The sequence below is a fragment of the Flavobacterium sp. KBS0721 genome (assembly GCF_002007065.3).
Lineage (GTDB): Bacteria > Bacteroidota > Bacteroidia > Flavobacteriales > Flavobacteriaceae > Flavobacterium > Flavobacterium piscis.
Map to the genome: position 1 here is coordinate 3,805,313 of NZ_CP042170.1, position 25,394 is coordinate 3,830,706.

Here is a 25,394-nt window from a genome sequence, read left to right on the forward strand (position 1 = left end):
AATTTAAAAGATATAAAATGAAAGCATTTATAATAAATAAATACAGCAAGAAAGAAATTTTGCAGTTGGCAGATGTACCAGTTCCGGAAGTACGAGACAATGATGTTCTGGTTGAAGTTTATGCAGCCGGAATCAATCTTTTAGATTCAAAAATAAAAACCGGAGAGTTTAAACTTATTTTGCCCTATAAACTTCCGTTGATATTGGGGCACGATGTGGCAGGAATTATTACTCAGGTGGGTAAAAATGTAAAAAGATTTAAAGTAGGTGATGCAATTTATGCAAGAGCGGCAGATCATCGGATAGGAACATTTGCAGAATTTATTGCCATTGATGAAAGAGATGTTGCACTTAAACCAAAGAATCTTTCTATGGAAGAAGCAGCATCGATTCCGTTAGTAGCTTTGACTGCCTGGCAGGTTTTGGTAGAAAATGCAAAAGTTAAACAAGGACAAAAAGTATTTATTCAGGCGGGTTCCGGCGGTGTTGGTACAATTTCTATTCAGCTCGCAAAATATTTAGGAGCAACGGTGGCTACAACAGCAAGTGCCAAAAGTTTCGATTTTCTGGATAAACTTGGAGCAGATCTTACTATTGACTACAAAAACAGTGATTTTGAAAATAGGCTGAGTAATTATGATGTTGTATTAAATAGCCAGGATAAAAAAACACTCGAAAAATCCTTAAGAATATTAAAACCCGGTGGAAAACTAATTTCTATTTCAGGTCCTCCAACACCTGCATTTGCAAAAGAAATAAAAGCACCCTGGCTGGTAAGAATCATTTTATCATTATTAAGTTCCGGTATTCGTAAAAAAGCAAAGGCAAAAAATGTTGATTATTCTTTTTTATTTATGAAAGCTAACGGTGAGCAATTAAGTAAAATTACAAAACTTATTGAGTCAGGAGCAATCAAGCCAGTTCTGGATAAAGTTTTTTCTTTTGAAAAAGCCAATGAAGCCCTAGATTATGTCGAAAGCGGACGTACAAAAGGTAAAGTAGTGCTTAAAGTGAAATAAATATTTCAATCCACACTTTTCAATTTAAAAAAAGTCCATAGCCTTACCAAATAGTTATGAATGTGTCTTTCTTTTTCATGCATTCATTGTGGCCCTATAAGGTAATAATATGAAGAATCAATTATGATTTTTAACTGGTAATGGTATTAACTGATTTGTACCAAAATCAAAGACTAATTTTGAATTGGAAGTGTGCGATGAAATAACCTGACAAGACAAAAAATCATCAAAATTTAGAAGCTATTCTATTTATAATAAGATATTTATATAGGTTTTGTTTTTGTTTTCTGACAATTAAATCTATGTTAAAAGTATTCCTGCATTTTAATATTAATTTGAACTTTGTAAAACTGTTTAATTAATAAATGATGTATTATGGAAACGCAAATTATTGAACTGGAAAAAGAATATTGGAAAGGAATGGAAAATCACGATTATGAAACGGTAAAAAAGCTTACTCGCTTTCCTTGCATAATCGCCGGTAAAAATGGAGTACAAAGTGTAGATCAGGCTACTTTTAAAAAAATGTTCGAATCAGGCGATGGTGATAAAATACAAGTATTGAATATTTCTGATGTTGAATCGCAATTAATTACTGAAAATACCGCAATAATAGGATATTCGATAACATTAGCAATAGCAGATGATCAACAAAAGACTCCTGTAAAATGCGCCTGCACTTCGACATGGATAAAAGAACAAGACAATTGGGTCTGCGCACTGCATACTGAAACCGAATTGTCGCAACAGTAAACCGAAATCCATTTAATACTTATGAGCCCGATATTATTCGGGCTCTTTTTATATATACCAAAATAAAGTAATGGTTTAATATGCTGGGAATTGTGTAACATCCTGATGAAATTAAGTACTTTTTAATCTATTGTCATTTGTACCTTTAAATAGTATTTTAAAAACTATTAATAATCAAAAAAAAAGTAAGTTATGGCAGAAATTAAAATTGAGAAAAAGAAACCTGTATGGCCTTGGATCGTAGCAATATTAATCATTGCAGCACTTATATACTATGTCTTTGTACAAGATCATGAAGCTAACAGTGAAAGTACTATAGAGGTAGAAAACACTACAGGTGCACAATAATAGTACGCAATAAAAGGAAAAAAGAAACCAATATTGTGGCTTCCCGAAGTAAGGAAATTAGAAAATTGATACTCTCGACTTGTAAACAGGAATGAGATGTAAGATTAAAAATTTATTGTGGCAGTAGAGTTAAAGCTATTAACCGCTTTAGATCTCAATTGCTGCAGTTATACTTGGAAGAAAAACAATATATAACAATAAAAAATTATGGAAAATAAAGACAAAAACTTATACAGGCTAGACGAACTATCTAATTATAAAATTGCCTCAGACTATTCTGATGTAAGAGGATGGAAGATAGTAGACTCTGAGAACCATACCATTGGTAAAATTGATAATCTTTGGGTAAATAAAGATATGCAGCGCGTTGTTTATCTTGATGTAAAATTGGATAAAGGATTAATAGAGGACAATCGTAATGAAGTGCGTGATGTTATAGCAAACGACAGCGGAAAAGAATTTATTTATAAAGAAGGAGACAGCCACATTATCATACCAATAGGATCTGTAAACATAAATAAAGACACGAAAATTGTTATGGCCAATAGTATTGGATATGACACTTTTAGAAATACAAGCAGATACAACACACAACAAAATTTTGACAGAGAGTACGAACGCAGAGATTCTGTGTTGATTTCCTAATAAATATAAATTTTATTTTTAGCTGTCTTGGTTATTTATCTTTTATATTATTAAATTTGTAGCCTTAGTCAGCCATAGCGCTAGACTGTATAGCGTGTTTATGCATTTTTATGCTGGCACGCTATTTTTTTTGATTCAAAATCTTTATCATATACTGCTTTATTTTTGTAGAGAATATAAATCAGTTCCAATAATTTTCTCTGTACCGCTACACATCCTTTCATTTTGATGCCATGTTTTGCTACTATTCTACTGTATTGGTCGCGAAAATTATCATCCCATTTTATGCTGCTTAGAGCTGGCAGATGCAGGCAGCTTCTTAAATATCTATTACCCCTTTTGGAAATTGACGGCTTGCCTTTTACTGATGTTCCTGAGAGTTTTTCTTTTACATCCAGTCCTGCATAACTTGTAAGCTGTTTTTTACTGCGTATAAGCTCAAATCCGTTTGTTTCGCCAATAACAGTTGCTGCAGTCAAAATTGAAATACCCGGTATTGTACAGATATTACTGATGTCTTTACTAAGTTCTTTGTTCTCTTTTATACTACTTTCGATCTCATTCTTAATTTCTTTCTCAAGGGTGTTTAAAAAATGTATCCTTCTATTTGAACGTTCAATACTTGAAATATGAGGCATTGCTTCTGCCTCTTCGGCATGCAGTTGGTTTTTTACTATGGTTCTCTCATCTGTAATTTGACGGCGTTCACGTGTAAGTTGTTTTAAGGTTCTGTAGATCGCTTTTGGTTTTTTCCAATTATCGAGTTTTCTTTCCAGTCCAAATCTGGCAATGGCCTCAGAACACGTTTTATCTGTAATTGTTTTGATCTCAAGAGTTCGTATATAATTACTGATTTTGTTGGGCAGTACAATACTTAAATCCTCTTTTTTTTCATCTAAATAATGGGCGAACTTCTCATGGTAAACACCTGTAGCTTCCATTACATATCGAACTTTGGTCGTTTTATCTGTAAGCTTATCAATCCATTGAGAAAGTTTTAAAAAACCTTTATCTGTATTTTTAAAAACAGAATAAGCACACAGTTCAATCGATAAATCATCATTGAGTCTTCCTAAAGTAACTACCAATTCTTTTTGCGCTACATCAATTCCTAATACCTGTTTCAATACTTTCATAACTCCTTAATTTTAAATAATATTATAAAGTGATGAATCTTCCTTCGTCTTTTCTCCTGGTTGGATATTCTGGATAATACGACCTGCGTAGTTCCTTACATTCTGTTCAGACTCTAAAAGATAAAAAAGAATGAGGCGGTATCTCTGCGTCAATGTACTTCCTGAGTCATTTAGTCGCGAATCGACTCTCACCCTTTTTCACTTTATGATATCCAAATATAGATATTTGAAAGATTGATTTTCTAACTATGCAAACATAGGAGTAATGAAGTCGTATTATCCTGAAAATGATCCGGGTTCTGGTTATGATAGTGATGATGACGCTTTTTACAACCGCAGAGAATTTGAGAATCGCTAATATTAAGGGTATTGATTAGAATATCTTACATTAGAAATTTTCTCCAACGTTAATACGCTTTTGAAGCAAGCCACAAGCAGTAAATAAAAAAATGCTAAATCATTTGATTTAGCATTTTTTATATCATCTATTTTTGGTTATTTATTAGATGTTGACAAATTTATTTTAGCGCATAATTGATATAACCACCATCTGCTAACAGCTCAGTTCCGGTAATAAAACTTGCATCATCCGAAGCAAGAAACAATACCGTTTTCGCGATTTCTGCAGGGTCACCTAATCGTTGCATTGCAGTGGCACCTGAAAGAAATTCCTTTGCTTCTTCTGGTACAGCTTTATGAAGTCCAGGTGTTGAAACAGGGCCAGGGCTCACAATATTGACACGAATTTTTCTGCCCGCCAATTCGTTTGCAGCGATTTGAGCGATTTTATTTAAAGCTCCTTTTGTAGCCGAATAGACACTGCTTCCTAAATTGGCTGCAGTTGCAACGGTTGACGAAGTAAATATTACCGATGAACCAGCTGCTAAATGAGGAAGTAGTTTCTGAAGCGTGAAGAAATGACCTTTAACATTGGTATTAAACTGCGCATCAAAATCAGCTTCTGTCACTTCTTCGATTGCGCTAAAAGTTGCAATTCCCGCATTTAAAAAAAGCGTGTCTAATGTATTCCCGGTTTCGGCAAAAGCTTTTTCTAAAAGTGAAATATCAGACAAATTTGCAGTATCAGCTACTATAGTTTTCAATTTTGGACTGTTAATTTCGTCAGCAGCCTTTTTTAGGTTTTCGCTGTTTCTTCCGGTGATCCAAACGTTTGCGCCTGATTTTATGAATTCTTTTGCTGTTGCTAATCCTATTCCTGTAGTTCCTCCTGTAATCAGAACATTTTTGTTTGTGAAATTCATTTTATTATATTTTAAATTTATACCCGCAAAGTTAATTCAGTTAAGTTTATTTTTGTTACTTTGTAACCAAAAGTAACAGTAACGTTTGAGTAACAAAGTAACTTATGAGTAACGAATGTCAGGTGGAACACAGCAAAGAGATAATGGCCGTTCACGATACAATGGATATATTGAATGGGAAATGGAAGATTTCTATCATTTCTTCTATCTGTTATCATAATAAAAGAAGATTTACAGATATTTTAAATGATGTAAACGGAATTTCCAATAAAATGTTAAGCAAGGAATTGAAGGATCTTGAAATCAATAAACTCATTAAACGGACAGTTCTCGATACGCAGCCTGTTACAATTCATTATCAGCTCACGGAATATGGATTGACATTAAAAACGATCATAAACGATCTGGCCGAATGGGGAATAAAACACCGAAAAGTTATTATTGCTGGCTAACGGGAGTATTTTAATAGTAAAAGAAAAATGCCCTAGATAAGTATTATCTAAGGCATTTTTTTAAACTGTTGTAAGATCTAGTTAAAATGTTCTGCAATGTATGCAGTAAAATTTTCATCACTCATTTCATTAGAGGTGCTTTCACTTGTTATTGCATTTTTATACTGTGGAGTTTCTGCTAGAAATTTTAGGAACTGCTCCTGAATTTGTCCGGTTCCGGTAATGTGAATTTGATCAACATTAGGCATCTTACTGGCAATTTCCTTGAAAAATTTTTGCGTTAGCGTAATTTCCTGATTGTTGGCAGCATTTTCACTCGAATTGTTATCTGGTCCTGCATTTTTCACATGTCCCAATACAATGAATTCGCCATTATCTACATTTTCTTTTCCAACTATTGTGGCTTGATGAGTATCCATCCAAACTCCAAACGACTTCTTGTTTTTATCTGACATAATTTTATATTTTATTAAAGATAAACTTATGAAAATCAATAAAATGCAAATTGGCTTAAGATTGTGATATTATTTATGAGATAATGAAACTGTCGTTTTTTTACTATAATAATTACCTCACTTACTTTTTAGGAGTATAGCAAAGTGTCACTTTGAGATTCAAATTTATAGGCTTTTACTTTTAAAACTTTCTCCGGCTCCGTTAATGCTTTGGATTAAATGAGAAATGATTTCCGCAATCGATTCGGCAGATTCTTGAAAACCACCAAGTACCCAATCTTTCATTAATGCTATCGTACCCTGTTCTCCAAATAAATAGAGTTTATCTTGCAAAGATTGCTGCAATATTGCACCGCTATTCATCTGTGCAGTTATGTCAGTTTTTCTAAAGGATGACAACGCCTTCGAAAGCAGACTGCTGGAATCCGTTTCAGAAAAAATAATGACACTCATTTTTTTGTCACGTTCCATCGTTCTGCAGGAGGCCAAAATAATATCGTTTACGTTATCAAAATCTTTAATGGAATCCATCAGCGCAGTAAACATTTCGTCCTCCATTTCCCGTATTATTTCATACGGCGTATTATAATGCTTATAGAAAGTATTTCTGTTAAGGTCAGCAGCTTTGCACAATTCGGTTATCGAAATTTCATTGAGCGACTTATTTCTAAGCAAGTCCAATATGGAGTCACGCAAAACCATTTTAGTATAACGGACACGTCTGTCAATAGTTACTTTCATCTTTGGAAATATTTTCTCAGGTTATAATTAAATACTTATCGAACAATTTAATGTCCGTTTGCTCATTAAAAAGCAATCTAATAAATATTGAAAATGTATTTGTTGATTCTGGCTTTGAATTTGCAGCCTGTATCAAAAGTAGCACATTGTATATTTATAAGCAAACTGTTCGCAATCTTCTTTTTCGAAATTATAAGTTTAATCTCTATTTTTTTGAAAGCCTGATTAGACTTCGCTTATTTTTCAAAATTATGAAGGCATCATTTGTTGTGATGTTTCGTAAAAGTACTTATTGCTTTAAAATTTAACCTTTTAACTATTTTATTATGAAAACAAGAAAGAGATTATGGATGAGATTGTGCCTGAGTGCATTATTGCTTATTGCAGGAAGTTTTTATGTCCATGCCCAGGATCTGGCTGGTATTTGGCTTACTAAAGATGGTATTAGTAAAATTGAAATTTACAAGGCAAAAGATGGCTTGTACTACGGAAAATTAATATGGACAAAAGACCAGAGCGCGGATGCTAAAAAATTCCATGGAGAACTAATTCTGACAGGTCTTAACAAAGAAAGCGATAAAGAATATCAGGGAAAAGCGCATGATCCGGAACAAGATAAAACGTATAGTTGCACCATCAAAGTAAAAGACATTAACCACCTTGACCTGAGAGGTTATATTGGTATTTCAATTATTGGAAGAACAGAACGTTGGATACGCGTCTCCAGATAAATCCGGAAATATTATTTCATGTTTTCAAACGGTCAATATGTGTCGATTTTAACTAAATATTTTCAATCAATTTTTTTTATTAAAAGCAAACAACAATTATGAATAGAACAAAAACGAGTCTTGCCGCTATACTTTCCGAAGGCAGATTATATTTTTCAAAATCAAAACTCCCCAATTCAGAAGCGCCGCCAATCAAAAAGAAGATAGAATTAAGCAGATCTATTGTTATAATCGGTTCCGGATATGGTGCTGCTGTTGCTGCTTTACGGCTTTGTGAAGCAGGGAAAAAAGTCTTAATTCTGGAAATGGGAATCAACTGGAAAGAATCAGGGATTCCATACTCCGGTTTATTAAGACCCGGGCGAAGTGCGGCCTGGCTTAAAAGGAAAACGATTGCCCCATTCATGAATGTTTTTCCCTTAAAACCTTTTACGGGAGCTTTAGACAAATTTAATTTTAAAAATATAGATGTTTGGGTGGGCAGAGGAGTAGGCGGCGGATCAATAGTAAATGGCGGGATGGCCGTTATTCCTAAAGAGAGTTATTTTAAAGAAGTTTTTCCTGATCTTGATGCCGAAAAATTTTATGACTTTTATTTTCCCCTCGCCAGCAAAGAGCTAAAAGTAAATGGTATCGACGAGCAATTTGTAAAAGACTGTCCTTATTATAAATTTACCCGCGTAGGAGAATCTGAAGCGCATAAAGCCGGTTTTAAGACTGTACGTGTACCCAATGTATATGACTTTAAATACATGGAAAGAGAATATAAAAACGAAGTGCCGCGTTCTGCATTAAATACCGAAGTAATTTATGGTAACAATCATGGTAAAAATAGCCTTGATAAAACGTATCTGAAAAAAGCATTGGCAACCGGAAACCTCGAAATCCTTGATTTGCATTGCGTTGATGTCATAAAAAGTAATGATGACAATAGTTATAGTCTGGAGGTAAGACAGATTAACACCTCAGGGAAAACTGTTGCCGATAAGATTGTTCACTGCAATAAATTAATTCTGGGTGCCGGCACTATGGGAACCTTAAAACTGCTGCTGGGCTCACAAAGTAATACTTTTCCTCTTGATCACACGGTAGGAAAAAATTGGGGAAACAACGGTAATTTTATGACAGGCAGAAACTGGGTCAGACCACTATCCGGAGGAACGGGAGCGCTGCAATCGACCATTCCTGTTGGTGCGGTTGATAATTGGGAGGATAGTGAGCATTCGTTTTTTACTGAAATTGCACCTTTGCCAATGGGCGTAGATGTAGCGACGGCGCTTTATCTGCTAATCAATCGGGTTGATAAAAAAGGATCTGTAACTTATGATAAAAAACAGAGTCGCCTTATATTAGACTGGAATGAAAGCCACACACTAAAGATGAAAGCCAATGCAAACTATTTCGTCAAGAAAATGAACCATGCAAATGGCGGGACAAGAAGCCATTTGCTGTTTAAAAATGGTTTTGGTGCCAATATTTGTTATCATCCTTTGGGCGGTTGTGTTTTAGGAGAATCTACCAATTTATTTGGTAAACTGAAAGAGCATGATAATCTTTATGTAATGGATGGATCATTAATTCCGGGATCTATTGGCGTTAATCCGTTTATGACCATTACCGCAATTGCTGAATATTGTATTGAAAACCTTATTGAACAGGGAGAGTTTACGCAGGTTTCTTAATTTTTTACGGAAAAAAAGGCAGCACCTGAGTACTAATACATATTTTTGTAATTAATAAAGCAACTGGCTTTTTTCTATTAAACTATGAGTACTATATTTTCTGACAGCCCCCAAATTGGATTAGTATCTACTTTTTCGGATCTTGTACATACCGATTTTAAGGGGGAAATGAATGCGTTATGCTGGTACAGAAATTTGGATGGCGATTTTAACGAGATTGTTGCTCAGTTACGTTTAAAAGAAAATATAACAGAAATTTATCCTGAAGATTTAATCGCACTTCAACTATCAGAAAAAGGGAATATAGCAAGAGCGATAATCTTAGATGATATACAATTATTAGCTGATTTTGGAGCTTCTCCGTCTCTTAATTTACTAAAGTGTTATGAGCGTGACGATGAATTTGATTTCATCTCTACTGATGTTTATTCCTTTCATGTTGATCGTTCGCCCATTGCAACAGATACTTTTTTATGTACCTATCACGGAGCAGCAAGTGATATTATTGCTAATTCGCAGGCAGAGCAAAAAATTCTAATTCCCGAAATCCAAATAAAGCTTAAAGAGTTGTACGATGGATCATCAGAAGAATTCGAAACCTTTTTGGAGGAAAATTATTTTGATTTGCATTATCAGGTCCACCCGGATGCAAAACCTACTAATTTAGGATTAGGACATCTTTGGCGACTTGCCGTAGATCATCCCAAACAACAAGTACTGCCTTGCATCCATAGAGCACCAATAGAAAATGAAGGAGAATATCGATTATTGTTGATATGTTAAGAACATTAATCCCTTCATCAAGCCAATATAATTTATAATTAGCTGATTATGAATGTTGCAAATTAGCCTAATTTGTTTCATTTTATAAAACGCAACATAATAATTCATTATTTTTCTTACAATTTTTATTTCTTTGTATCATCAAATATTATATGCTTATATTATTAGATTACTATCCGCACTTTAGATGAAATTATTCAAAAATATCTTCCTGTTATTTTAAATAACTGCTCTTTTTTTTGTTTTTAATATACTCCTTTTTTCAGTTGTTGAATGGGCCAATAATCACCTAATTGAAACGATAATGGTTTTGCTTTTAGCGAAGCATATAAAAACAATCAATTATGAAAACAAAATTATTTTCCTATATTTTCCTATTTTCATGTATTGTAGTTTATGCACAACAGGATGCACAGTTTACCCAATACATGTACAATACTATAAACATAAATCCTGCTTATGCCGGTTCTCGTGGGGCTTTAAGTATTTTTGGTTTATACCGCACACAATGGGTTGGTCTTGACGGAGCTCCTGAAACAAGCAGCTTTTCGATCAATACACCAATCAACAATAGTAATCTGGGAATTGGGGCTTCAGTGCTAAACGATAAAATTGGACCAACGAACGAGAATAATATTTCTCTCGATCTTTCTTATACCGTTCAGACATCGGCCAATTTTAAACTTTCGTTTGGTATTAAGGGAACTGTTAATATCTTCAATCTGGATGTGAGCAAGCTGAATCCCGAAGATCAGGGAGATCCTCAGTTTCAGGATCTCGACAATAAAATATCTCCAAACGTGGGTGCCGGGGTATATTGGCATTCTGACAAAGCATACATTGGTTTTTCTGTTCCCAATTTCATCGAAACCAATAAATATGATGATAATGATGTGGCGATCTACAAAGATAAAATCAATTATTATTTAATGGCAGGTTATGTATTTGATCTCGATAAATACCAATACATCAAATTCAAACCTGCTGCACTCGCGAAAATGGTGGGAGGTGCGCCACTTCAGGTAGATGTTTCGGCTAATTTTATGTTTTATGACAAATTTGTAATTGGCGTTGCTTACAGATGGAGCGCCTCAGTGAGTGCGATGGCTGGATTTCAGATTACCGACGGACTTTATTTGGGATATGGATATGACCGCGAAACCACAAAACTGAATAATTACAATTCAGGATCGCATGAAATATTTCTTCGATACGAATTCTTCAGGAACAATAGCAAGATGACAACACCTCGTTTCTTTTAAAATTTAGATGATGAAAAAATCTATACTCTTCTATATCGTCTTTTTAAGTTTTTGCTTATCAGCCATGTATGCCCAAAAAGCTACAATAAAACGGGCTGATAAAAAGTACGACAGCTATGCTTATATTGATGTCATACAGACTTATGAAAAAGTGGCCCTGAAAGGATACAAGTCAGAAGATATGTTTAAAAAACTGGGCAACTCCTATTATTTCAATGCTAATTATGAAAGTGCTTCAAAATGGTATGGAGAACTGTTTGCCATGAATCCCAATGTTGAATCTGAATATTATTTTAGATATGCACAGTCCTTAAAAAGCACGGGAGAGTTGCAGAAATCAAACCAGCTTATGGCTGAATTTTACACTAAATCTCAAAATGATTCCCGCGGAAAACTCTACAATAAAACTTCCAATTATTTAGATGAAATAAAAGCCAATTCAGGCCGCTATAATATTGAAGACGCCCGAATTAATTCTAAATATTCAGATTACGGAACCTTTGTTTATGACAACAAAATTTATTTTGCATCGGCAAGAGATACAGGAAACTTTTCGCAGAGAAAACATACCTGGACCGGCGAATATTTTACCAATTTGTATTTTTCATCTGTTGATTCTGTCAAAGTTAAAAAGATAAAAAACGGCTTAAACTCTAAATTTCACGAAGCTACACCAGTTTTTACCAAAGACGGCAAAACAGTTTATTTTACACGCAATAATTATGTAAACGGGAAAAAAGGAAAGAGTGACAAAAAAATTAATTTTATAAAATTATACCAGGCAACTCTTCAAAATAACAAATGGACAAATATAACGGCTCTTCCTTTTGCAAGCGATAATTATAGTACGGCGCATCCTGCACTTAGTCCTGACGAAAGAACCTTGTATTTTGCATCTGACATGCCCGGAACGTTCGGACAATCCGATCTTTATAAAGTAAGTATAAATGACAATGGCGGATTTGGAACTCCGGAAAATCTCGGAAAAACTATCAATACAGAAGGAAAAGAAACCTTCCCTTTTGTAACCGATGAAAACGAAATTTACTTTGCATCAGACGGTCATCCGGGACTTGGCGGATTGGATGTCTTTGCAGGAAAACTCAATAAAGACGGGACGATAAGCGATATTCAAAACCTTGGCAATGACATCAATTCGCCACAAGATGATTTTGCTTATGTCATTGACCCGGTTTCCAGAATAGGTTATTTCAGCTCTAATAAGGAGGGCGGACAAGGATCTGATGATATTTATAAATTTGTAGAAAACAAAGCACTACGATGTGTCCAGCAACTAAGCGGACAAATAACCGATGCGGTAACAGGAGCTATTTTACCGGAATCAAAAGTGACACTTTACGAAAATAGGACTGAAAAAAGTACCACAATTACAGACAGTAATGGTGCTTACAAGTTTGAAGTTGATTGTGGTAAAACTTATAATGTAAGGGCTGAAAAAGTAGAGTACGCAACCCAGGAAATTAGTATAACTATCGGAAAACTATCTGGGAAAACCAGTTTACCTATCGCTTTACATCCTGCAACATGTAAAGTAACTGTTGGAGATGATTTAGGAAAATGCTTCGGAATAAAGATGATTTATTTTGATCTGGATAAATCCAATATAGGACCACAAGCTGCACTGGATCTGGAAAAAATACTTCAGGTTTTAAATAACAATCCTACAATGAAACTCGACATTCGTTCCTATACAGATAGTCGCCAGACACATCAATACAATCAGGCACTTTCTGACAGAAGGGCCAAATCTACTGTAAGTTGGCTCATAAAAAATGGAGTTACTGCCAACAGATTAACCGCTAAAGGTTATGGAGAAACTGCTCTTTTAAATGGCTGTTCTGACGGTGTGGATTGCACTGAAGCAGAACACCAAATGAACAGAAGAAGTGAGTTTGTTATCACTGCAATATAATTTCAATTAATATTACAAGATAAATTATTTAGATCATAAGGAAATATAAGATAGCCTTACGGAGATCTTTTATATTGGTTTAAGACATAAAAAATGTTGTTCCTCATTAAATTATTCTTTCAATTAAAGAAATTTAAAAAGTTTAAATAATAGAACATTGAAGATTTAATCCTGTAATAAAATTTGCTTTCTTTTTCTCATATTTATCATATGATTTTTTATAATTTTTTCTAAATCAAGGGTTTAATTTGAATTTATGTTTAATTAAAAAGTATTATTATGAAAATACCTAAAGAAATAATCAATGGTTCTTTTATATTTTTGGGAATCGCAGCTTTTTTTATTTTAATGGAAATTTTAAATCTGTCACACTTATTTTATTTACGTTTATTAAACGTTCTTTTTATTTTTTATGGTGTAAACAGAACATTAAAAATGAATCTTGAAGAAGGTAATAACAGTTTTGTACCCAATGCGATATCCGCAATGGTCACTTCATTTACAGGTGTTGTACTTAGTATTGTGGCGCTTCTTATTTACAGCTATGCAAAAGGTGGCGACACATATGTAAAAACACTATCTTCAGCTTTTATGTTTGGAGGAGAACCTTCTGTACCCACATATTGTCTCTGTTTATTTTTTGAAGGAACTGCTTCTTGTATCATTGTAACATTACTGTTAATGTTATACTGGAATAATAAATATGCAGCAGATTAATTTGAAGAATACAGTGTTTTTATGTTTGATAAAAAGCTGAAAAAGAAGCCAATATAAGTGGCTTCTTTTTTTTTGAATTAAAGACAACTGTGCTTTAATTCCAATCTTTGTTATGATCTTTCAAAAAAAAACCGTTAGAAATTTTCATCTCTAACGGTTCATAATTAAAACCTTTGAGGGGCAAAAGGATCCGGATCATTAATATTTGGGTTTTCAGGTTCTAAATTTTCACGCGAAGAGTCGTCCTCGTTTTCGTCATCGAAATTTCTGTCACGCAAATCAGACCTGTCGTTTCGATCAAAATCCTCATCATTATCTTCCAAATCTTCATCCAAATCCTCTTCGTCATCAGGATCATCATCATTTTTAAGCTCATTATCAAGATCCTGGGCTATTTCGGCGTTTTTTTGAAAATAAGGATCTGTTTCCTCATTATCGTCCGCATCTTCATTTTGGCTGCGATCAATATCGTATTGATTTCCGCTGTTTTGATTTCTGTTTAAGGAATCATCGTGATGTTGATTTATTGCAGGATCTTTTTTTTCGATTGTTTCAGATGTAATCTCTTCATTCTCTGATTGAAAATTACGGCCACTTTGACCATAATTTTCGTTGTTGTCATGTATCATAGTAAATAGTTTGTAAAGTTTGACTTATTTTTTAGAGGAGCCTGATTATTTATCAGTACTTGACTTTTCATTCTTTCCTGATGAAGACTTTGCGCCATCTTTTGATGCTCCTGATTTAGGATCTGTACTTTTGGTACTTGTTTTTTTATCAGTACTACTTTTTGTAGTTTCTGAAGCTGTATCATAATTAAAGGTTTTTATAGTTAATAAAATCTAATGTTAGTAGAACAAATTTAGGATCATTATATAATTTTTTATTATAAAATTAAAATCACTAATTGTATAATTATCAGTGATTTACGGATGATTTTTACACCAGAAAATTGCGAAAAAATAGTATTTTAAGCGATTTATGTTTTATGCAAAAAATAAGTGTGGAAATCATGAAAAAAAATGATCTGTAAGTATAAAAAAAGCTCATTTTTATTACTAAATTTTGTAATGTTTAATAACAGATAGAACGTCTATAGTTCTTATAATCAATTTATTAATTAAAAAAACAACTATTATGAAAAATTTATTTTTATCATGTGCTATGTTGATGATTTTTGGAACAGCTGTAGTGGTTGCTCAGGAGACTCCCAAAAAAACAACGCAAAAAACAGACACCATTACGAAGAAGAAAAGTACAAAAGGTACCAAGCATTCATCCACCCACAAAACGGATACGGTGAATAAGCAACAAATGAATAAAAAGAAATCATCTACGACAACTACGCCACGTAAAGATTCGACGGCTACAAGACCTTAACTTATTTTCTTTTTATTGGATAATTAAAGCAAAAAATATCTTGTTTTAATTGATCAAAAAGCCACTTGAATAGTAGTATATTCAAGTGGCTTTTTAATTTTCTATAATGAACCTAAATTGATTTGTGGCTTTATCAAACTTGTATTTACCCAACAATAAGACAGCCTTTTTTTGCTTTGCGAAGTGTCTGCCCATATTTGATTGACAGTATTTATAAAGTTTGAAAAGTAAAAGGATAAGCAGCAGCAATTAAATAAGCAATTATGATAATACTCATAACAAAAATAACCACGGTTAGAATCGTCAATAATAATGTTGAATATAGATATTCGCCTTTTTGAAGCAGCTTATGCGTTTGTTTGTATTTGTAATAGGATAAAAAAATGGTAAGCGCACCTGTAAATACCAGACTAATCCCAATAAAAATGGTAAAGCCATTTTTTGGAATATTAGAATCCTGAAAAAAACTTGCCGGAAGCTGATTGACAAACAATGAAAATTAACAATTACAAAGCCAAATACCATAATACCAATACCGGTTCTAACCCAGGAAAGAAATGTTCTTTCGTTGGACATGTGCTCGTTGATCCTCTTTTTATTATCTATTTCCATTTGTTTAACTATAATGATTATCAATTTCTTTACTTCCTTTTCCTTCAACCCAGTTCATATAAAATGTTCATTGTCAAAATTATAATGAGATATTTAAATTTATTTATACAATTAATATTTTCATTTTATAGAATCTCAATTCTGTTTTTTATGGGATTAAGACAATATAATGTTTTGTAAGATGTAAGGGATAATCTTCAAATATATTTCACTCATAATCTGTTTTATTTAAAAAAAGCCTGCTTATATAAGGTGTGTAGTATATAATTTTTTGAAATAATTGTATAAGTAAAAACTCACTTTTTAGATTATTTTTAAATATTATGAACTATAACAATTACAATTATGAAAACCCTATTCAAGACCAAAGCGGCATTACTTATTCTCATTGCCGGACTTGCATTTTCGTGCAAAAAAAATGAGACTGCTCCGGCAGATAATTATACGAATGAAGCTGACACAACGCAGGCAACTGTTGATACTATAAATTCTAAGAGCGACACCACAAAAGTAAACTCTGCTGGTACTACAGGTGCAACCGGCGAAGGTTCTACAGGTTCCGGATCAGACGGAACCACTCAAAAAGGAAATACATCTGTACGAACAGATTCGACTGCGACGACTCCAAAGCGATAATAAAATGTTGAGGAAAATAAAAAACCTGTAATGCTGCCATTACAGGTTTTTTGTTCTCTTAGAAATTTAATTATTTGAAGATTGCATAACGACGTGCATTCTCTGAACATACAAAATTCAAAAAGCCTGTAACAAATACAGGCTTTCCTTTTAAGAGAAAAAAGTATCTGCAATCAAGTGTTAGCGAGACTCCAAATAAGTTTTAAAATTCATAATATCGTCTTTTACCAATTTCTCAAAATACGGATTAAGGAGTTTTGCGGCACTTTCGCCGGCAACTCCTAAAGGTGCATGATAGGAAATGGTTACAATAATTTCGGTTCCTTTTCCGCTTGGTCTAAAAATAACTTTTCCTGCATTTTTAATGGTGGCGTCCGGAAGCGAACTCCAGCTTATCAGTCTTTCTTTTTCATCTTTTAAAATTTCAGCTTTCCATGTTAATTTGCCAATTCCTGCAGGGCCTTTAGCTGTCCATTGCGAGGTTGTGTAACTAATGGGTTTGACAGATTCAAGATGATTCATGAATTTCGGTAAATTTTCAAAGTCACGCCAGAAAGAATATACTTCGCTAATTGGTTTATCAATAACACTGTTTATCCTGATGTTTACATTTGATGATTTGTCATTCTTAAGATGATCTACAGCATCATAAACGGGACAATAACCCGAAATTCCTCGTAAAAGCATTGCTCCGCCAGAACCAATCTTGGCAATACTTTTATCATTTTTAGATAAGCCCTTGTATAAAAGGTAACCGCCGCTTGTAATCATAAGGATTCTTTCAAGAGCCGAAACATTGGTTTTTGTTTTAAAAGTTCCTGAATTAGAAACTTGTTGTGGAGATGTTGTGTCCATGATTATTTTTTTTATTGTTATTAAATTAGTGCTAATAAAATGCACTCCCAAGCCTTAAATCCTGAATAATGGTTTATCAATAAAACATTAACTATCAGCAAGATGAACAAGATTCAAAAACGAGGAAGTACATTATTTTATATGGTATTTTTGATTAATGCTAATGCGTAAATAAGAGATTTCAATAATTATCAAAGTTATAAGGATAGATTGTCTTATTCTTATAGAATTAAGATGCACAATTATATAATTATCAGCGTTTTATGGCGTATGGTCAGCTTTTTATTTGCTTGCTTTCTTTAATGATTCTGCCATTGCCTGAGCATCTTTTGCATAATTATTTTTATAATATTTCAGAATTTGAGCTTTTGTTTTTTTTGAGTTTTTGGCGTGACCTTCCCAAATAACGCCAAGCGATGTATATGGAGGCACTGTAACACCTATGCTACAGAAAAAATTGGCAATATTTCCCGTAATATGCTCCACACCATCTGAATCTCCTGTTGCAATCACACCACCAATTTTTCCGTCAAGCGGAGAATCTTTTCCTGCCAGAATAACATCATATACTTCATCCAGTCGTTCTATACAACGTTGCAATTCAGATGAATGACTATTCCACCAGATCGGTGTTGCAAATAATAGTATTTTAGCGTCAATTATTTTATTGTATATATGTGGCCAGTCATCTTTCACATTCATGTGTGTATAAGTCCCCGGAACAATAGTATGATTAGCAAGCCTGATAATCTCAAAATCAATATTTTGTTCCTTGAGATATTCACCAAGAAACTCTACAAGTATTTCTGTATTCGATCGGCCTTTATTCTTTAAAGTTCCTAAAAGTATAATCGCTTTCATAATGGTTTTATTTAATATGAATTTTATTCAAATCGCTTTGGGCAGGTCCATTGATAACCGTTCCGTCCGTTGTAAATCGTGAACCGTGGCACGGACAATCAAATGATTTTTCGTCACCATTCCATTGTACAATACAACCCAAATGCGGACAAACGGCAGAGAAAGCCTTTAGCGAATTATCGTAATCGCGATAAACGGCAATTTTTTTTAACCCGGACGAAAGTATAGAGCCTTCTCCCGGTGGTAAATCGGATGTATTTTTTAAGTCAGATCCGCTAATCCAATCCAGATATTGAGACGCCATATTAGTCGCTTCCTTAACAAAATCTTTTGCCGTATTCAAGGATATTCTTGAAGGATTATATAAATCCTCCCATTTATTTTTGTTGCCCATTATACTATCACAGATAATCATGGCACCAATTGTGCTATGCGTCATACCATTACCTGAATCTCCTGTAATGATATAAATTGTATCATCGCCGGGATTTTTTCCCATAAAACCCAAAGAATCTACAGGTTCTATCACCTGACCAGACCAACGGTAGGTGAGATCATTTTCTAACATCGGGAAATAATTTCGGGTCCAGGCTTCCAGTCGATCATAACGTGATGTTTCCGGAATTCCTTCTTCATCGGCCTGACCGGTTTTGTGATCTTCGCCACCGGAAATAAGCAAATCGTATTTTTCGTTGTAATTTTCTACACGTACATAATGGTAGGGCTGGGATACCCATTTAGATTCCTGATCGCCGGTATCCCACCAAAGCGAGTAGGGAAGCTGGCCTTTAGGAATTTTGCCTGCAATGACATAAGTTCTGTACGCATGCTGTTTAGTATGCATTGTAACCACATCATTTATTGGAGTATTTGTTGCCACAACGATATACTCTGCAGAAAAAGTATAACCGTTTACTTTTGCGCCTTTTTTGGTAATATTTTCTGCATGGGCTTCTGTATAAATAATTCCACCAAGCGAATCAACGGCTTTCGCAAGTCCTTTTAAATAATGAAGAATATGAAATTGAGCCTGATTACTGAAAGCCAGACATCGTTGCTTTTCGGCATTGGCCAATGCAGGAATTCCTTTTAAAATTGTAGTTCGTAAACCTGCTTTTTGTGTAGCCTGAAGTTCTTTGTCGAGGTTTTCTTCTTTATCGCTTTCGTGAAGGAATAAATATCCGTTAACTCTTTTAAAAGCACAATCAATATTTAAATCCGTTACTATTTTCTCAATTTCGTCAATTGCTGCGGCATGACTTTCGGCGGCTAATTTTGCAGCTTCTTCTCCAAATTTATTTTCAAGATAATAATAACGATCGTCAAGAGCGCAGGTTAAATGTGCTGTTGTGCGTCCGCTTTCACCGCTGCCAATAAAACCATCTTCTACAAGCACCACTTTTTTACCAGCTTTAAGTAATTTATAGGCTGTTGTAAGACCGGCAATTCCGCCGCCTATGATAAGTACTTCAGTTTGTATATCCTGATTGGGTGTATTGTATGAAATAATTGAGGTGCTATCTATCCAAAATGAAACATTCTCGCCAGAAGTAATACTGGCACTGTTTGCAGTATCGTTTGATTTGTTCATGATCTAATTTTTAAGAAGTTTTGGTGATGTACAGAAAATGAAGAATATTCTGTAAAATGCTGATATCAAAGCTAATAAGTTATAGCCTGCAATGTTTACAGTTTTAATTACAAAATTTATATGATTGCCAGTTGTATTTGAGCAGCATTAAATATGTGTAAGTGATTTATTTTTAATTGATTAAGTTTTTAGCTGATCGCATAAAAAGGAGGATAGTGGAGTTAAGATTATTCTGGATTCTTGCAATAATTCCTTTTTTAATAAAATCCTAAATAACAATATGTTATTTAGGATTTTATTAGAAGTATAAATTGAGCAAAGAACCTTCTGCTTTATATAATTTGAAGATGCGGACGTATCTGCATCGTTACAATATCGCATCTTTTGGGTTGTGATAAACAAAATAATACACTCATGGCAATATCTTCTGCCTCAAGCATTTCCATTTTTTCAATTTTCTTTTGTTGTTCTTCTTTAGAATCGGTTTGCATATCGCTTGTTACTGCTCCGGGTTCAATAAGAGAAACCTTAATGCCAAGCGGATTTAATTCTTTGCGCAATGAAGTGCTAAATCCTCTGATGGCTGATTTTGTGGCAACATATATAGTGCTTTCTCCCGTACGGCTTTCAGCGCTCATAGATCCGATATTGATAATATGTCCTGACTTTTGAGTTCTCATTCTTAACGTTGCTTCTTCGCTAAATGCAAGATAACCGGTGATATTGGTTTCTATTATGTATTTGTAATTTTCAAAAGTTTCTTTAGTAATACCAGGTGCTCCCAATGCTGCATTGTTGATAAGAATATCTATTCCGCCCAATTTAGTATCCACTATTTCTAAAATCTTATCAATATCTTCTTTTATCGTTACATCAGCAGGAGTGCCATAAATTTCTGCATCAGGGAAATTTTCTTTGATATCATTAATAGCATTTTTAAAATCTTCGTGATGTCTGCCAAAAATCACTACCCGTCCGCCAAGTGATATTAATAAGTCTGCAATTGCTTTTCCTATTCCGGTTGTTCCGCCTGTAATTACAATTCTTTTTCCTTCAATGTTTTGTCCAAAATAATCCGTTAACTTTTTCATATTGTTTTTTTATGTGTGATTAAAATTTAAGTGATACAAGTCTGATTAATAAATGCTTTAGGTTCGTCAAAATATTACCATTGCACTTTTACTAAACCTTGGCCTGAAATTTTATATTCATGCATTTTTGCCGTTTTTTTGAAAGGTTTAAGTATTGCTTTCTTATAAATTACTTTTATGTTAATGCTGGATTTATTTAGTTTTATAATTTTCAAATTACAGCTCATATCTTTATTGCCATCTAATTTTAGCGTAATTAATTTTTCTTTTTTGTTGTATTGATTAGGATAATCGATAAAAACGAGAAAATCGTCATTGATTTTGATGTATTGTCTGGGTACAATTCCAAAAGCCATCCCAGCGCCATAGACTTCCTGACCAACCTGTCCGCTTTTTTCCCAGCCATTGTATAAATCTTCAAGAGGAACCCACAAATCAGGCTGCAATTCGCCGGTTTTTACTTCTGTAGAAAGCATTTCTTTAGGCAGTTTGGGCGGATAATAATAAGCAATTCGATTTACGGCATATTTTATAAACTCCGGAATTAAGGTTTTTAACGATGGTAAAATTTCAACATTTTTAGCCTGAATAAAATATTCTGACAAAGCAGCATATACTTCTAATTCTTCGTATGCTGCGGTATAAGGCGCATCATTAAGGGGAAATATGGAAAAGAAATTAGTGTAGTTTTTGCCATAACCGTATTTGCAATCGTAAAGTTGTACATTTTTGAATAATCCGGCGAGGCAGGTATAACTTATATCCAGATACAGCTTATTTTGGGTAATTTTATACAATTCTAATAATGCACCGGCTGCAAAGGCAGTATTATTGGCCTGATACAAAATCTCGATGCCTAATGCTTCTAATTTCTTTGCGGCTTTTTCTGCTTCATTCAGATAGCGTTTTTCTTTGGTTAATTTATAAATAAGCAGCATTAAGTGTGCGTAAGCACCAGGAACATCCCTTTCTCCACCTGCGCCTGGAGCTGTTTCTTTTTTGATTATATCAAGAGTTTGCATATCATAAAATACAGGCCAGGTATACTTAAAATGATGTGCCACTTTTATAACATAATCAATAGAATCCAGTACGAGTTTGCGGGCTTTTTTGTCTCCATGTAAAGCCAGTCTTGCCAAATTCATTAAAGGATGATGCAAGTACCAGGAATCCATTACCATTTCCTTTTTTTGTTCTTCAGACTGGTCGAGTGTATCGGCAAGGGCAGGAAGCCATCTGTTAATACAGTTTATTTTTGAATCATAAAAGGCAGGCAATCCATTCATTAGATCATCATAAATAGGATATTTTTTGCCACTCCATTTTTCAAATTCCTTAAATGGTGATAGAACAGCAAGCTGAACCATACTTTCAGCAGGTGTATCGTAATCACATAAATAGGCATTTAGATAAGGAAATCCATTTGTTTGCGTCCATGCGCCTTTATTTCGGTTTAAATCGTCGACAGCTTTTTCCGCTATCTCCGGCCAGTTATGATATTCAATGGCCGGCTGTTGCAGCACATTATAAATCTTGACAAGATTATTTAAAAAGTGTTCACAAATAGGCGCTGTTTCCACGAATATTTCATTTTCAAGAACTATATAAGCATCTGATATTGTGAATTTTTTACCTGCCGGAAGCGGTAATTTATCTGTAATTGGAAGTTGGAAACCAATTTCAGGCCAGTTTCCTCCAACCGTATTTTTTGACTCGGTTTGTGTCACTTCACAATATTCAGACAATGAAGTAAGATTCTGAAAATAAAAAAACGATCCTGTTTGAGGTTTTGTAATGCTTGCAAATAGCAATCCGGATCGGGATCCAAATTGTTCCATATGAATTTTGCCGTAAATATTTTCTATACTGCCATTTTGAGTTAAAGGCATAATATCTCTCGGCCAAAACGGAATCATTAATGCCGTATTTGCAGTAAAAGTGGTACTATAATGTAATAATGCTGTTGTTGGATCCGGAAAATCAATACGGACTTCATAATTGCCAAGTCTGGAATTTAGTACAATAGTAATGGTTTCATTGTCCTCAAAAAGATTCGAAACTTCAAAACAACTGTTCATTGCAAATGCTGCCCTAAAAGCTATTTTTCCATTGTCAGGCAGTAAAGCCACAATCCAAAGAGAATCACCTGTATTGTAGCATTGATAAGTATAATCAAGAATTTTTCTTTCTAAAAGTATTTCACTATTTTCAATGTCTTCCTGAGCTGTTGCGCCCCAAGGTGTAACTTTATGCATAATGATAAATTTTAAATTGATAAAATATTCTTTTTTCTAATATTGTAAAGAGTAAAAAAATCTGAAAATTTCTATTGAAAGAATCGCTCCTTCAAAATGAAAATTAAAAGGATCAATAATAAAATAGATGTTATTAAATCCTTTAAAACAAATTTCATCATCCTAACACACAAAAGATTATATAATTAAACCAATGATTTACATGATTTTACTTTAGCTTTAGTTTCCCGGATATTCAGATAATAATTGCCAGGAAGATTTAGTTGATGCCAAAAAAGGTAATCTCCAAAGCATTAATAATAGCTCTGTAAGTAGATTGAACATAATTATAAAAGGACCACATGAGAGTCAATTTTCGAATATTTTAATTTTAAATAAAGAATTAATACAAAAACCATAAAGGAGCGGGTTTAGTGAATAGCGAATACTGTACATAAATATCGCCGCTTATCAAAATGGTATGTATTGGTAATGCTTTGGCATCTGTTAACACTACTCTAAGTTTTAATTTTGTCCCATATAATTTTAAAGAAAAACTAAAATGAATAAGGCATTATTATTAATTGATATACAGAAAGAATATTTTGAAAACGGAGCATTAGAACTTGTAAATCCTGTTGCGGCTAGTGAAAACGCTAAGAAACTCCTAGAGCATTTTAGAACACAAAATGGAACGATTATTCATGTGCAGCATATATCAGCAGAAGGCGTTCCCTTTTTTGTTTCGGGAACAAAAGGAGTAGATATTCATGAAAATGTGAAACCGCTGTCAGGAGAGAAAGTAATCACGAAACAGTTTCCTAATAGTTTCAGGAGCACGGATCTATTAGAATATCTTCGGTCAAATGAAATTACACATTTGGTAATCGCGGGAATGATGACTCACATGTGCATTGACGCCGGTACAAGGGCTGCTGTTGACTTTGGTTTTGAATGTACAGTAATTGGAGATGCCTGCGCTACAAGAGATTTAGAAATTGATGGTAAAACGGTAAAGGCAGAAGATGTCCATAATGCATTTTTGGCAGCTTTAGAATTCTTTTATGCAAAAATTACAACAACACAAGAGTATTTGCTGTCATAGATAAGCGTAAATAAGAAACCCCTTTTTATAAGATGAGCTGTAAATTATTATGGCTCATTTTTTTGTTTTGAAGGTAATTTGTAAATGAAGTTGTAAATTTGCCATAATTATACTATTCAATCCTCCCTTAAAGAACGTAAATAAAACGGATTTTAATTCGTTTACGATTAAACAAAATGCAAACAGTCAAATTTCATAAAACAGAATGCGGTGTTGAAGTGCTTCTTAATGTATTGCACAGCGATAAGCTGAGTGAGAAGTATTTGGAGCGTGATACTTTTAATACCGATTTTTTTGAAATATTGCTTTTTAAAACTGCCAAAGGAACCCTGATTTTAAATCAGCAGAAAATCAATATAACGGACAATACAATTGTTTTTATTTCTCCTTTTCAAAAAAGAAAATGGGCTTTAGAGAAAGAGGGATTGGATTTTACAGTTCTGGTTTTTCAGGAAAATTTTCTTAATGACTTTTTCTCAGACAAATTCTTTACTTACCGCCTTTTGTATTTCTATCAATTGAGTTATCCTTTACAAATTAGTATGGAAAGGGAAGAACTTCAAAAAGCACTTGATCAGCTGATGGAAATTAAATATGAACTTGTTAACAGCAAAACAGACAGCATTCATATCATTCGGTCACTTACATACTACCTGCTTTTGAAGTTTAACAGAATATACGCTGAAACAAACAATCTTTCGATTGACAGGACAGAAAATAACTTTGCTTACCAGTTTAAACAGTTACTGGAAATACATATTAGGCAGCAGCAGCGAATTGATCATTATGCAGATTTATTGAATGTGAGCAGAATAACAATTAATACTTGCGTGAAAAAGCAGTTTAATGTTACGGCGACGGAGCTCTTGAAACAAAGGCTGCTTTTTGAGATAAAAAACGACCTGATACATTCCGGAAAGACTATTGCTGAGATTGCCTATGATCTTCAATTTTCAGAACCCGCACATATGATGCGATTTTTTAAAAATCAGACAGGAATAACCAGCAGCCAGTTCCTATCAGATTACCAAAATGGTATATTTTCCTAGTATTTTAAGGCTGTTATAGAATAAGAAAAATCCAAAACAAAAGAATTGCTTTACTTTAATG

General features: G+C 33.8%; 27 protein-coding genes and 1 pseudogene. 16 read left to right on the top strand and 12 right to left on the bottom strand.

Translation table 11 applies throughout. The features are described 5' to 3' along the window. Nucleotides 1-17: 17 nt before the first annotated feature. From B0M43_RS16340 to B0M43_RS16350, 4 genes are all read left to right on the top strand, one after another. Nucleotides 18-1,019 (top strand): NADP-dependent oxidoreductase, encoded by a 1,002-nt coding sequence (locus B0M43_RS16340; RefSeq protein WP_078007288.1) that lies wholly within the window; start codon nucleotides 18-20, stop codon nucleotides 1,017-1,019. Between the two features lie 375 nt (nucleotides 1,020-1,394). Beyond that, nucleotides 1,395-1,772: a nuclear transport factor 2 family protein gene (locus B0M43_RS16345; protein ID WP_078007287.1), complete on the top strand. Its 378-nt coding sequence runs from the start codon at nucleotides 1,395-1,397 to the stop codon at nucleotides 1,770-1,772. Nucleotides 1,773-1,964: 192 nt separating this feature from the next. Next, the gene (locus tag B0M43_RS24470; protein ID WP_165606673.1) at nucleotides 1,965-2,120 is read left to right on the top strand and encodes a hypothetical protein; all 156 of its coding nucleotides are present in this window, start codon (nucleotides 1,965-1,967) and stop codon (nucleotides 2,118-2,120) included. Nucleotides 2,121-2,327: 207 nt separating this feature from the next. Further along, entirely contained in the window at nucleotides 2,328-2,765 is a 438-nt protein-coding gene (locus tag B0M43_RS16350; protein WP_246860138.1) for a PRC-barrel domain-containing protein, read from the top strand. A 98-nt stretch (nucleotides 2,766-2,863) separates the two neighbouring features. On the opposite strand, the gene B0M43_RS16355 is transcribed toward B0M43_RS16350, so the two are convergent. Further along, nucleotides 2,864-3,901 carry an IS110 family transposase gene (locus B0M43_RS16355; RefSeq protein WP_078006195.1) on the bottom strand — a complete coding sequence of 346 codons (1,038 nt, stop codon included), beginning with the start codon at nucleotides 3,899-3,901 and terminating at the stop codon, nucleotides 2,864-2,866. Nucleotides 3,902-4,419: 518 nt separating this feature from the next. Then, entirely contained in the window at nucleotides 4,420-5,163 is a 744-nt protein-coding gene (locus tag B0M43_RS16365) for an SDR family oxidoreductase (RefSeq protein WP_078007286.1), read from the bottom strand. 104 nt (nucleotides 5,164-5,267) lie between these two features. Between B0M43_RS16365 and B0M43_RS16370 the strand changes: the two genes are divergently transcribed. Next, nucleotides 5,268-5,615, top strand: coding sequence for a helix-turn-helix domain-containing protein (locus tag B0M43_RS16370; RefSeq protein WP_078007285.1), 348 nt, complete (start codon nucleotides 5,268-5,270; stop codon nucleotides 5,613-5,615). A gap of 77 nt (nucleotides 5,616-5,692) precedes the next feature. Here the strand turns inward: B0M43_RS16370 and B0M43_RS16375 are convergent, their stop codons facing one another. Both B0M43_RS16375 and B0M43_RS16380 read right to left on the bottom strand, forming a co-directional pair. Continuing rightward, a complete protein-coding gene (locus B0M43_RS16375; protein WP_078007284.1) occupies nucleotides 5,693-6,070 on the bottom strand; it encodes a hypothetical protein in 378 nt (125 codons plus the stop codon). Nucleotides 6,071-6,235: 165 nt separating this feature from the next. Next, nucleotides 6,236-6,811, bottom strand: coding sequence for a TetR/AcrR family transcriptional regulator (locus B0M43_RS16380; RefSeq protein WP_078007283.1), 576 nt, complete (start codon nucleotides 6,809-6,811; stop codon nucleotides 6,236-6,238). Between the two features lie 326 nt (nucleotides 6,812-7,137). Here B0M43_RS16380 and B0M43_RS16385 point away from each other — a divergent pair, with 326 nt between their 5' ends. From B0M43_RS16385 to B0M43_RS16410, 6 genes are all read left to right on the top strand, one after another. Beyond that, entirely contained in the window at nucleotides 7,138-7,542 is a 405-nt protein-coding gene (locus tag B0M43_RS16385; protein ID WP_078007282.1) for a DUF2147 domain-containing protein, read from the top strand. Nucleotides 7,543-7,640: 98 nt separating this feature from the next. Further along, nucleotides 7,641-9,224: a GMC oxidoreductase gene (locus B0M43_RS16390; protein WP_078007281.1), complete on the top strand. Its 1,584-nt coding sequence runs from the start codon at nucleotides 7,641-7,643 to the stop codon at nucleotides 9,222-9,224. Nucleotides 9,225-9,308: 84 nt separating this feature from the next. After that, entirely contained in the window at nucleotides 9,309-10,007 is a 699-nt protein-coding gene (locus B0M43_RS16395) for a DUF1826 domain-containing protein (protein WP_078007280.1), read from the top strand. A 344-nt stretch (nucleotides 10,008-10,351) separates the two neighbouring features. Beyond that, the gene (locus B0M43_RS16400; protein WP_078007279.1) at nucleotides 10,352-11,269 is read left to right on the top strand and encodes a type IX secretion system membrane protein PorP/SprF; all 918 of its coding nucleotides are present in this window, start codon (nucleotides 10,352-10,354) and stop codon (nucleotides 11,267-11,269) included. Between the two features lie 10 nt (nucleotides 11,270-11,279). Next, entirely contained in the window at nucleotides 11,280-13,202 is a 1,923-nt protein-coding gene (locus B0M43_RS16405) for an OmpA family protein (RefSeq protein WP_078007278.1), read from the top strand. Between the two features lie 279 nt (nucleotides 13,203-13,481). Then, nucleotides 13,482-13,919 carry a hypothetical protein gene (locus tag B0M43_RS16410; RefSeq protein WP_078007277.1) on the top strand — a complete coding sequence of 146 codons (438 nt, stop codon included), beginning with the start codon at nucleotides 13,482-13,484 and terminating at the stop codon, nucleotides 13,917-13,919. A 164-nt stretch (nucleotides 13,920-14,083) separates the two neighbouring features. Here the strand turns inward: B0M43_RS16410 and B0M43_RS16415 are convergent, their stop codons facing one another. Then, entirely contained in the window at nucleotides 14,084-14,548 is a 465-nt protein-coding gene (locus B0M43_RS16415) for a hypothetical protein (protein WP_078007276.1), read from the bottom strand. A gap of 19 nt (nucleotides 14,549-14,567) precedes the next feature. On the opposite strand from B0M43_RS16415, the gene B0M43_RS24475 reads away from it, so the two are divergent. Together B0M43_RS24475 and B0M43_RS16420 are read left to right on the top strand one after the other, a co-directional pair. After that, entirely contained in the window at nucleotides 14,568-14,735 is a 168-nt protein-coding gene (locus B0M43_RS24475; protein ID WP_168199952.1) for a hypothetical protein, read from the top strand. A gap of 321 nt (nucleotides 14,736-15,056) precedes the next feature. Beyond that, complete coding sequence (locus B0M43_RS16420) at nucleotides 15,057-15,299, top strand: hypothetical protein (protein ID WP_123921803.1); 243 nt, start codon at nucleotides 15,057-15,059, stop codon at nucleotides 15,297-15,299. Between the two features lie 211 nt (nucleotides 15,300-15,510). Here B0M43_RS16420 and B0M43_RS24765 read toward each other — a convergent pair whose 3' ends face one another. Further along, nucleotides 15,511-15,792, bottom strand: coding sequence for a hypothetical protein (locus B0M43_RS24765; RefSeq protein ID WP_246860139.1), 282 nt, complete (start codon nucleotides 15,790-15,792; stop codon nucleotides 15,511-15,513). Between the two features lie 35 nt (nucleotides 15,793-15,827). Then, a pseudogene (locus tag B0M43_RS24845) lies at nucleotides 15,828-15,911 on the bottom strand (DUF202 domain-containing protein); the annotation flags it as partial. A 345-nt stretch (nucleotides 15,912-16,256) separates the two neighbouring features. Between B0M43_RS24845 and B0M43_RS16430 the strand changes: the two are divergent. Further along, nucleotides 16,257-16,547 (top strand): hypothetical protein, encoded by a 291-nt coding sequence (locus B0M43_RS16430; protein ID WP_065449926.1) that lies wholly within the window; start codon nucleotides 16,257-16,259, stop codon nucleotides 16,545-16,547. 180 nt (nucleotides 16,548-16,727) lie between these two features. On the opposite strand, the gene B0M43_RS16435 is transcribed toward B0M43_RS16430, so the two are convergent. The 5 genes from B0M43_RS16435 to B0M43_RS16455 all read right to left on the bottom strand — a co-directional run bounded on the left by B0M43_RS16435 (nucleotide 16,728) and on the right by B0M43_RS16455 (nucleotide 23,200). Continuing rightward, nucleotides 16,728-17,402, bottom strand: coding sequence for an SRPBCC family protein (locus B0M43_RS16435; protein WP_065449927.1), 675 nt, complete (start codon nucleotides 17,400-17,402; stop codon nucleotides 16,728-16,730). Nucleotides 17,403-17,684: 282 nt separating this feature from the next. After that, on the bottom strand, nucleotides 17,685-18,263 hold the full coding sequence (locus B0M43_RS16440) for a flavodoxin family protein (protein WP_078007272.1): 579 nt from the start codon (nucleotides 18,261-18,263) through the stop codon (nucleotides 17,685-17,687). A 7-nt stretch (nucleotides 18,264-18,270) separates the two neighbouring features. Then, complete coding sequence (locus tag B0M43_RS16445) at nucleotides 18,271-19,854, bottom strand: FAD-dependent oxidoreductase (protein WP_078007271.1); 1,584 nt, start codon at nucleotides 19,852-19,854, stop codon at nucleotides 18,271-18,273. A 332-nt stretch (nucleotides 19,855-20,186) separates the two neighbouring features. Then, nucleotides 20,187-20,945, bottom strand: a complete 759-nt coding sequence (locus B0M43_RS16450; RefSeq protein ID WP_078007270.1) for an SDR family oxidoreductase — start codon at nucleotides 20,943-20,945, stop codon at nucleotides 20,187-20,189. A gap of 74 nt (nucleotides 20,946-21,019) precedes the next feature. Continuing rightward, the gene (locus tag B0M43_RS16455) at nucleotides 21,020-23,200 is read right to left on the bottom strand and encodes a hypothetical protein (RefSeq protein WP_078007269.1); all 2,181 of its coding nucleotides are present in this window, start codon (nucleotides 23,198-23,200) and stop codon (nucleotides 21,020-21,022) included. Nucleotides 23,201-23,741: 541 nt separating this feature from the next. Between B0M43_RS16455 and B0M43_RS16460 the strand changes: the two genes are divergently transcribed. Together B0M43_RS16460 and B0M43_RS16465 are read left to right on the top strand one after the other, a co-directional pair. Beyond that, nucleotides 23,742-24,284 carry a cysteine hydrolase family protein gene (locus B0M43_RS16460; RefSeq protein WP_078007268.1) on the top strand — a complete coding sequence of 181 codons (543 nt, stop codon included), beginning with the start codon at nucleotides 23,742-23,744 and terminating at the stop codon, nucleotides 24,282-24,284. Between the two features lie 176 nt (nucleotides 24,285-24,460). After that, complete coding sequence (locus B0M43_RS16465; protein WP_078007267.1) at nucleotides 24,461-25,333, top strand: AraC family transcriptional regulator; 873 nt, start codon at nucleotides 24,461-24,463, stop codon at nucleotides 25,331-25,333. Nucleotides 25,334-25,394: the final 61 nt, after the last annotated feature.

Bases quoted from the DNA above. Each gene is read 5' to 3' on its own strand.
- B0M43_RS16340 (WP_078007288.1), top strand. From the start codon at position 18: ATGAAAGCATTTATAATAAATAAATACAGCAAGAAAGAAATTTTGCAG.
- B0M43_RS16345 (WP_078007287.1), top strand. From the start codon at position 1,395: ATGGAAACGCAAATTATTGAACTGGAAAAAGAATATTGGAAAGGAATG.
- B0M43_RS24470 (WP_165606673.1), top strand. From the start codon at position 1,965: ATGGCAGAAATTAAAATTGAGAAAAAGAAACCTGTATGGCCTTGGATC.
- B0M43_RS16350 (WP_246860138.1), top strand. From the start codon at position 2,328: ATGGAAAATAAAGACAAAAACTTATACAGGCTAGACGAACTATCTAAT.
- B0M43_RS16355 (WP_078006195.1), bottom strand. From the start codon at position 3,901: ATGAAAGTATTGAAACAGGTATTAGGAATTGATGTAGCGCAAAAAGAA.
- B0M43_RS16365 (WP_078007286.1), bottom strand. From the start codon at position 5,163: ATGAATTTCACAAACAAAAATGTTCTGATTACAGGAGGAACTACAGGA.
- B0M43_RS16370 (WP_078007285.1), top strand. From the start codon at position 5,268: ATGAGTAACGAATGTCAGGTGGAACACAGCAAAGAGATAATGGCCGTT.
- B0M43_RS16375 (WP_078007284.1), bottom strand. From the start codon at position 6,070: ATGTCAGATAAAAACAAGAAGTCGTTTGGAGTTTGGATGGATACTCAT.
- B0M43_RS16380 (WP_078007283.1), bottom strand. From the start codon at position 6,811: ATGAAAGTAACTATTGACAGACGTGTCCGTTATACTAAAATGGTTTTG.
- B0M43_RS16385 (WP_078007282.1), top strand. From the start codon at position 7,138: ATGAAAACAAGAAAGAGATTATGGATGAGATTGTGCCTGAGTGCATTA.
- B0M43_RS16390 (WP_078007281.1), top strand. From the start codon at position 7,641: ATGAATAGAACAAAAACGAGTCTTGCCGCTATACTTTCCGAAGGCAGA.
- B0M43_RS16395 (WP_078007280.1), top strand. From the start codon at position 9,309: ATGAGTACTATATTTTCTGACAGCCCCCAAATTGGATTAGTATCTACT.
- B0M43_RS16400 (WP_078007279.1), top strand. From the start codon at position 10,352: ATGAAAACAAAATTATTTTCCTATATTTTCCTATTTTCATGTATTGTA.
- B0M43_RS16405 (WP_078007278.1), top strand. From the start codon at position 11,280: ATGAAAAAATCTATACTCTTCTATATCGTCTTTTTAAGTTTTTGCTTA.
- B0M43_RS16410 (WP_078007277.1), top strand. From the start codon at position 13,482: ATGAAAATACCTAAAGAAATAATCAATGGTTCTTTTATATTTTTGGGA.
- B0M43_RS16415 (WP_078007276.1), bottom strand. From the start codon at position 14,548: ATGATACATGACAACAACGAAAATTATGGTCAAAGTGGCCGTAATTTT.
- B0M43_RS16420 (WP_123921803.1), top strand. From the start codon at position 15,057: ATGAAAAATTTATTTTTATCATGTGCTATGTTGATGATTTTTGGAACA.
- B0M43_RS16430 (WP_065449926.1), top strand. From the start codon at position 16,257: ATGAAAACCCTATTCAAGACCAAAGCGGCATTACTTATTCTCATTGCC.
- B0M43_RS16435 (WP_065449927.1), bottom strand. From the start codon at position 17,402: ATGGACACAACATCTCCACAACAAGTTTCTAATTCAGGAACTTTTAAA.
- B0M43_RS16440 (WP_078007272.1), bottom strand. From the start codon at position 18,263: ATGAAAGCGATTATACTTTTAGGAACTTTAAAGAATAAAGGCCGATCG.
- B0M43_RS16445 (WP_078007271.1), bottom strand. From the start codon at position 19,854: ATGAACAAATCAAACGATACTGCAAACAGTGCCAGTATTACTTCTGGC.
- B0M43_RS16450 (WP_078007270.1), bottom strand. From the start codon at position 20,945: ATGAAAAAGTTAACGGATTATTTTGGACAAAACATTGAAGGAAAAAGA.
- B0M43_RS16455 (WP_078007269.1), bottom strand. From the start codon at position 23,200: ATGCATAAAGTTACACCTTGGGGCGCAACAGCTCAGGAAGACATTGAA.
- B0M43_RS16460 (WP_078007268.1), top strand. From the start codon at position 23,742: ATGAATAAGGCATTATTATTAATTGATATACAGAAAGAATATTTTGAA.
- B0M43_RS16465 (WP_078007267.1), top strand. From the start codon at position 24,461: ATGCAAACAGTCAAATTTCATAAAACAGAATGCGGTGTTGAAGTGCTT.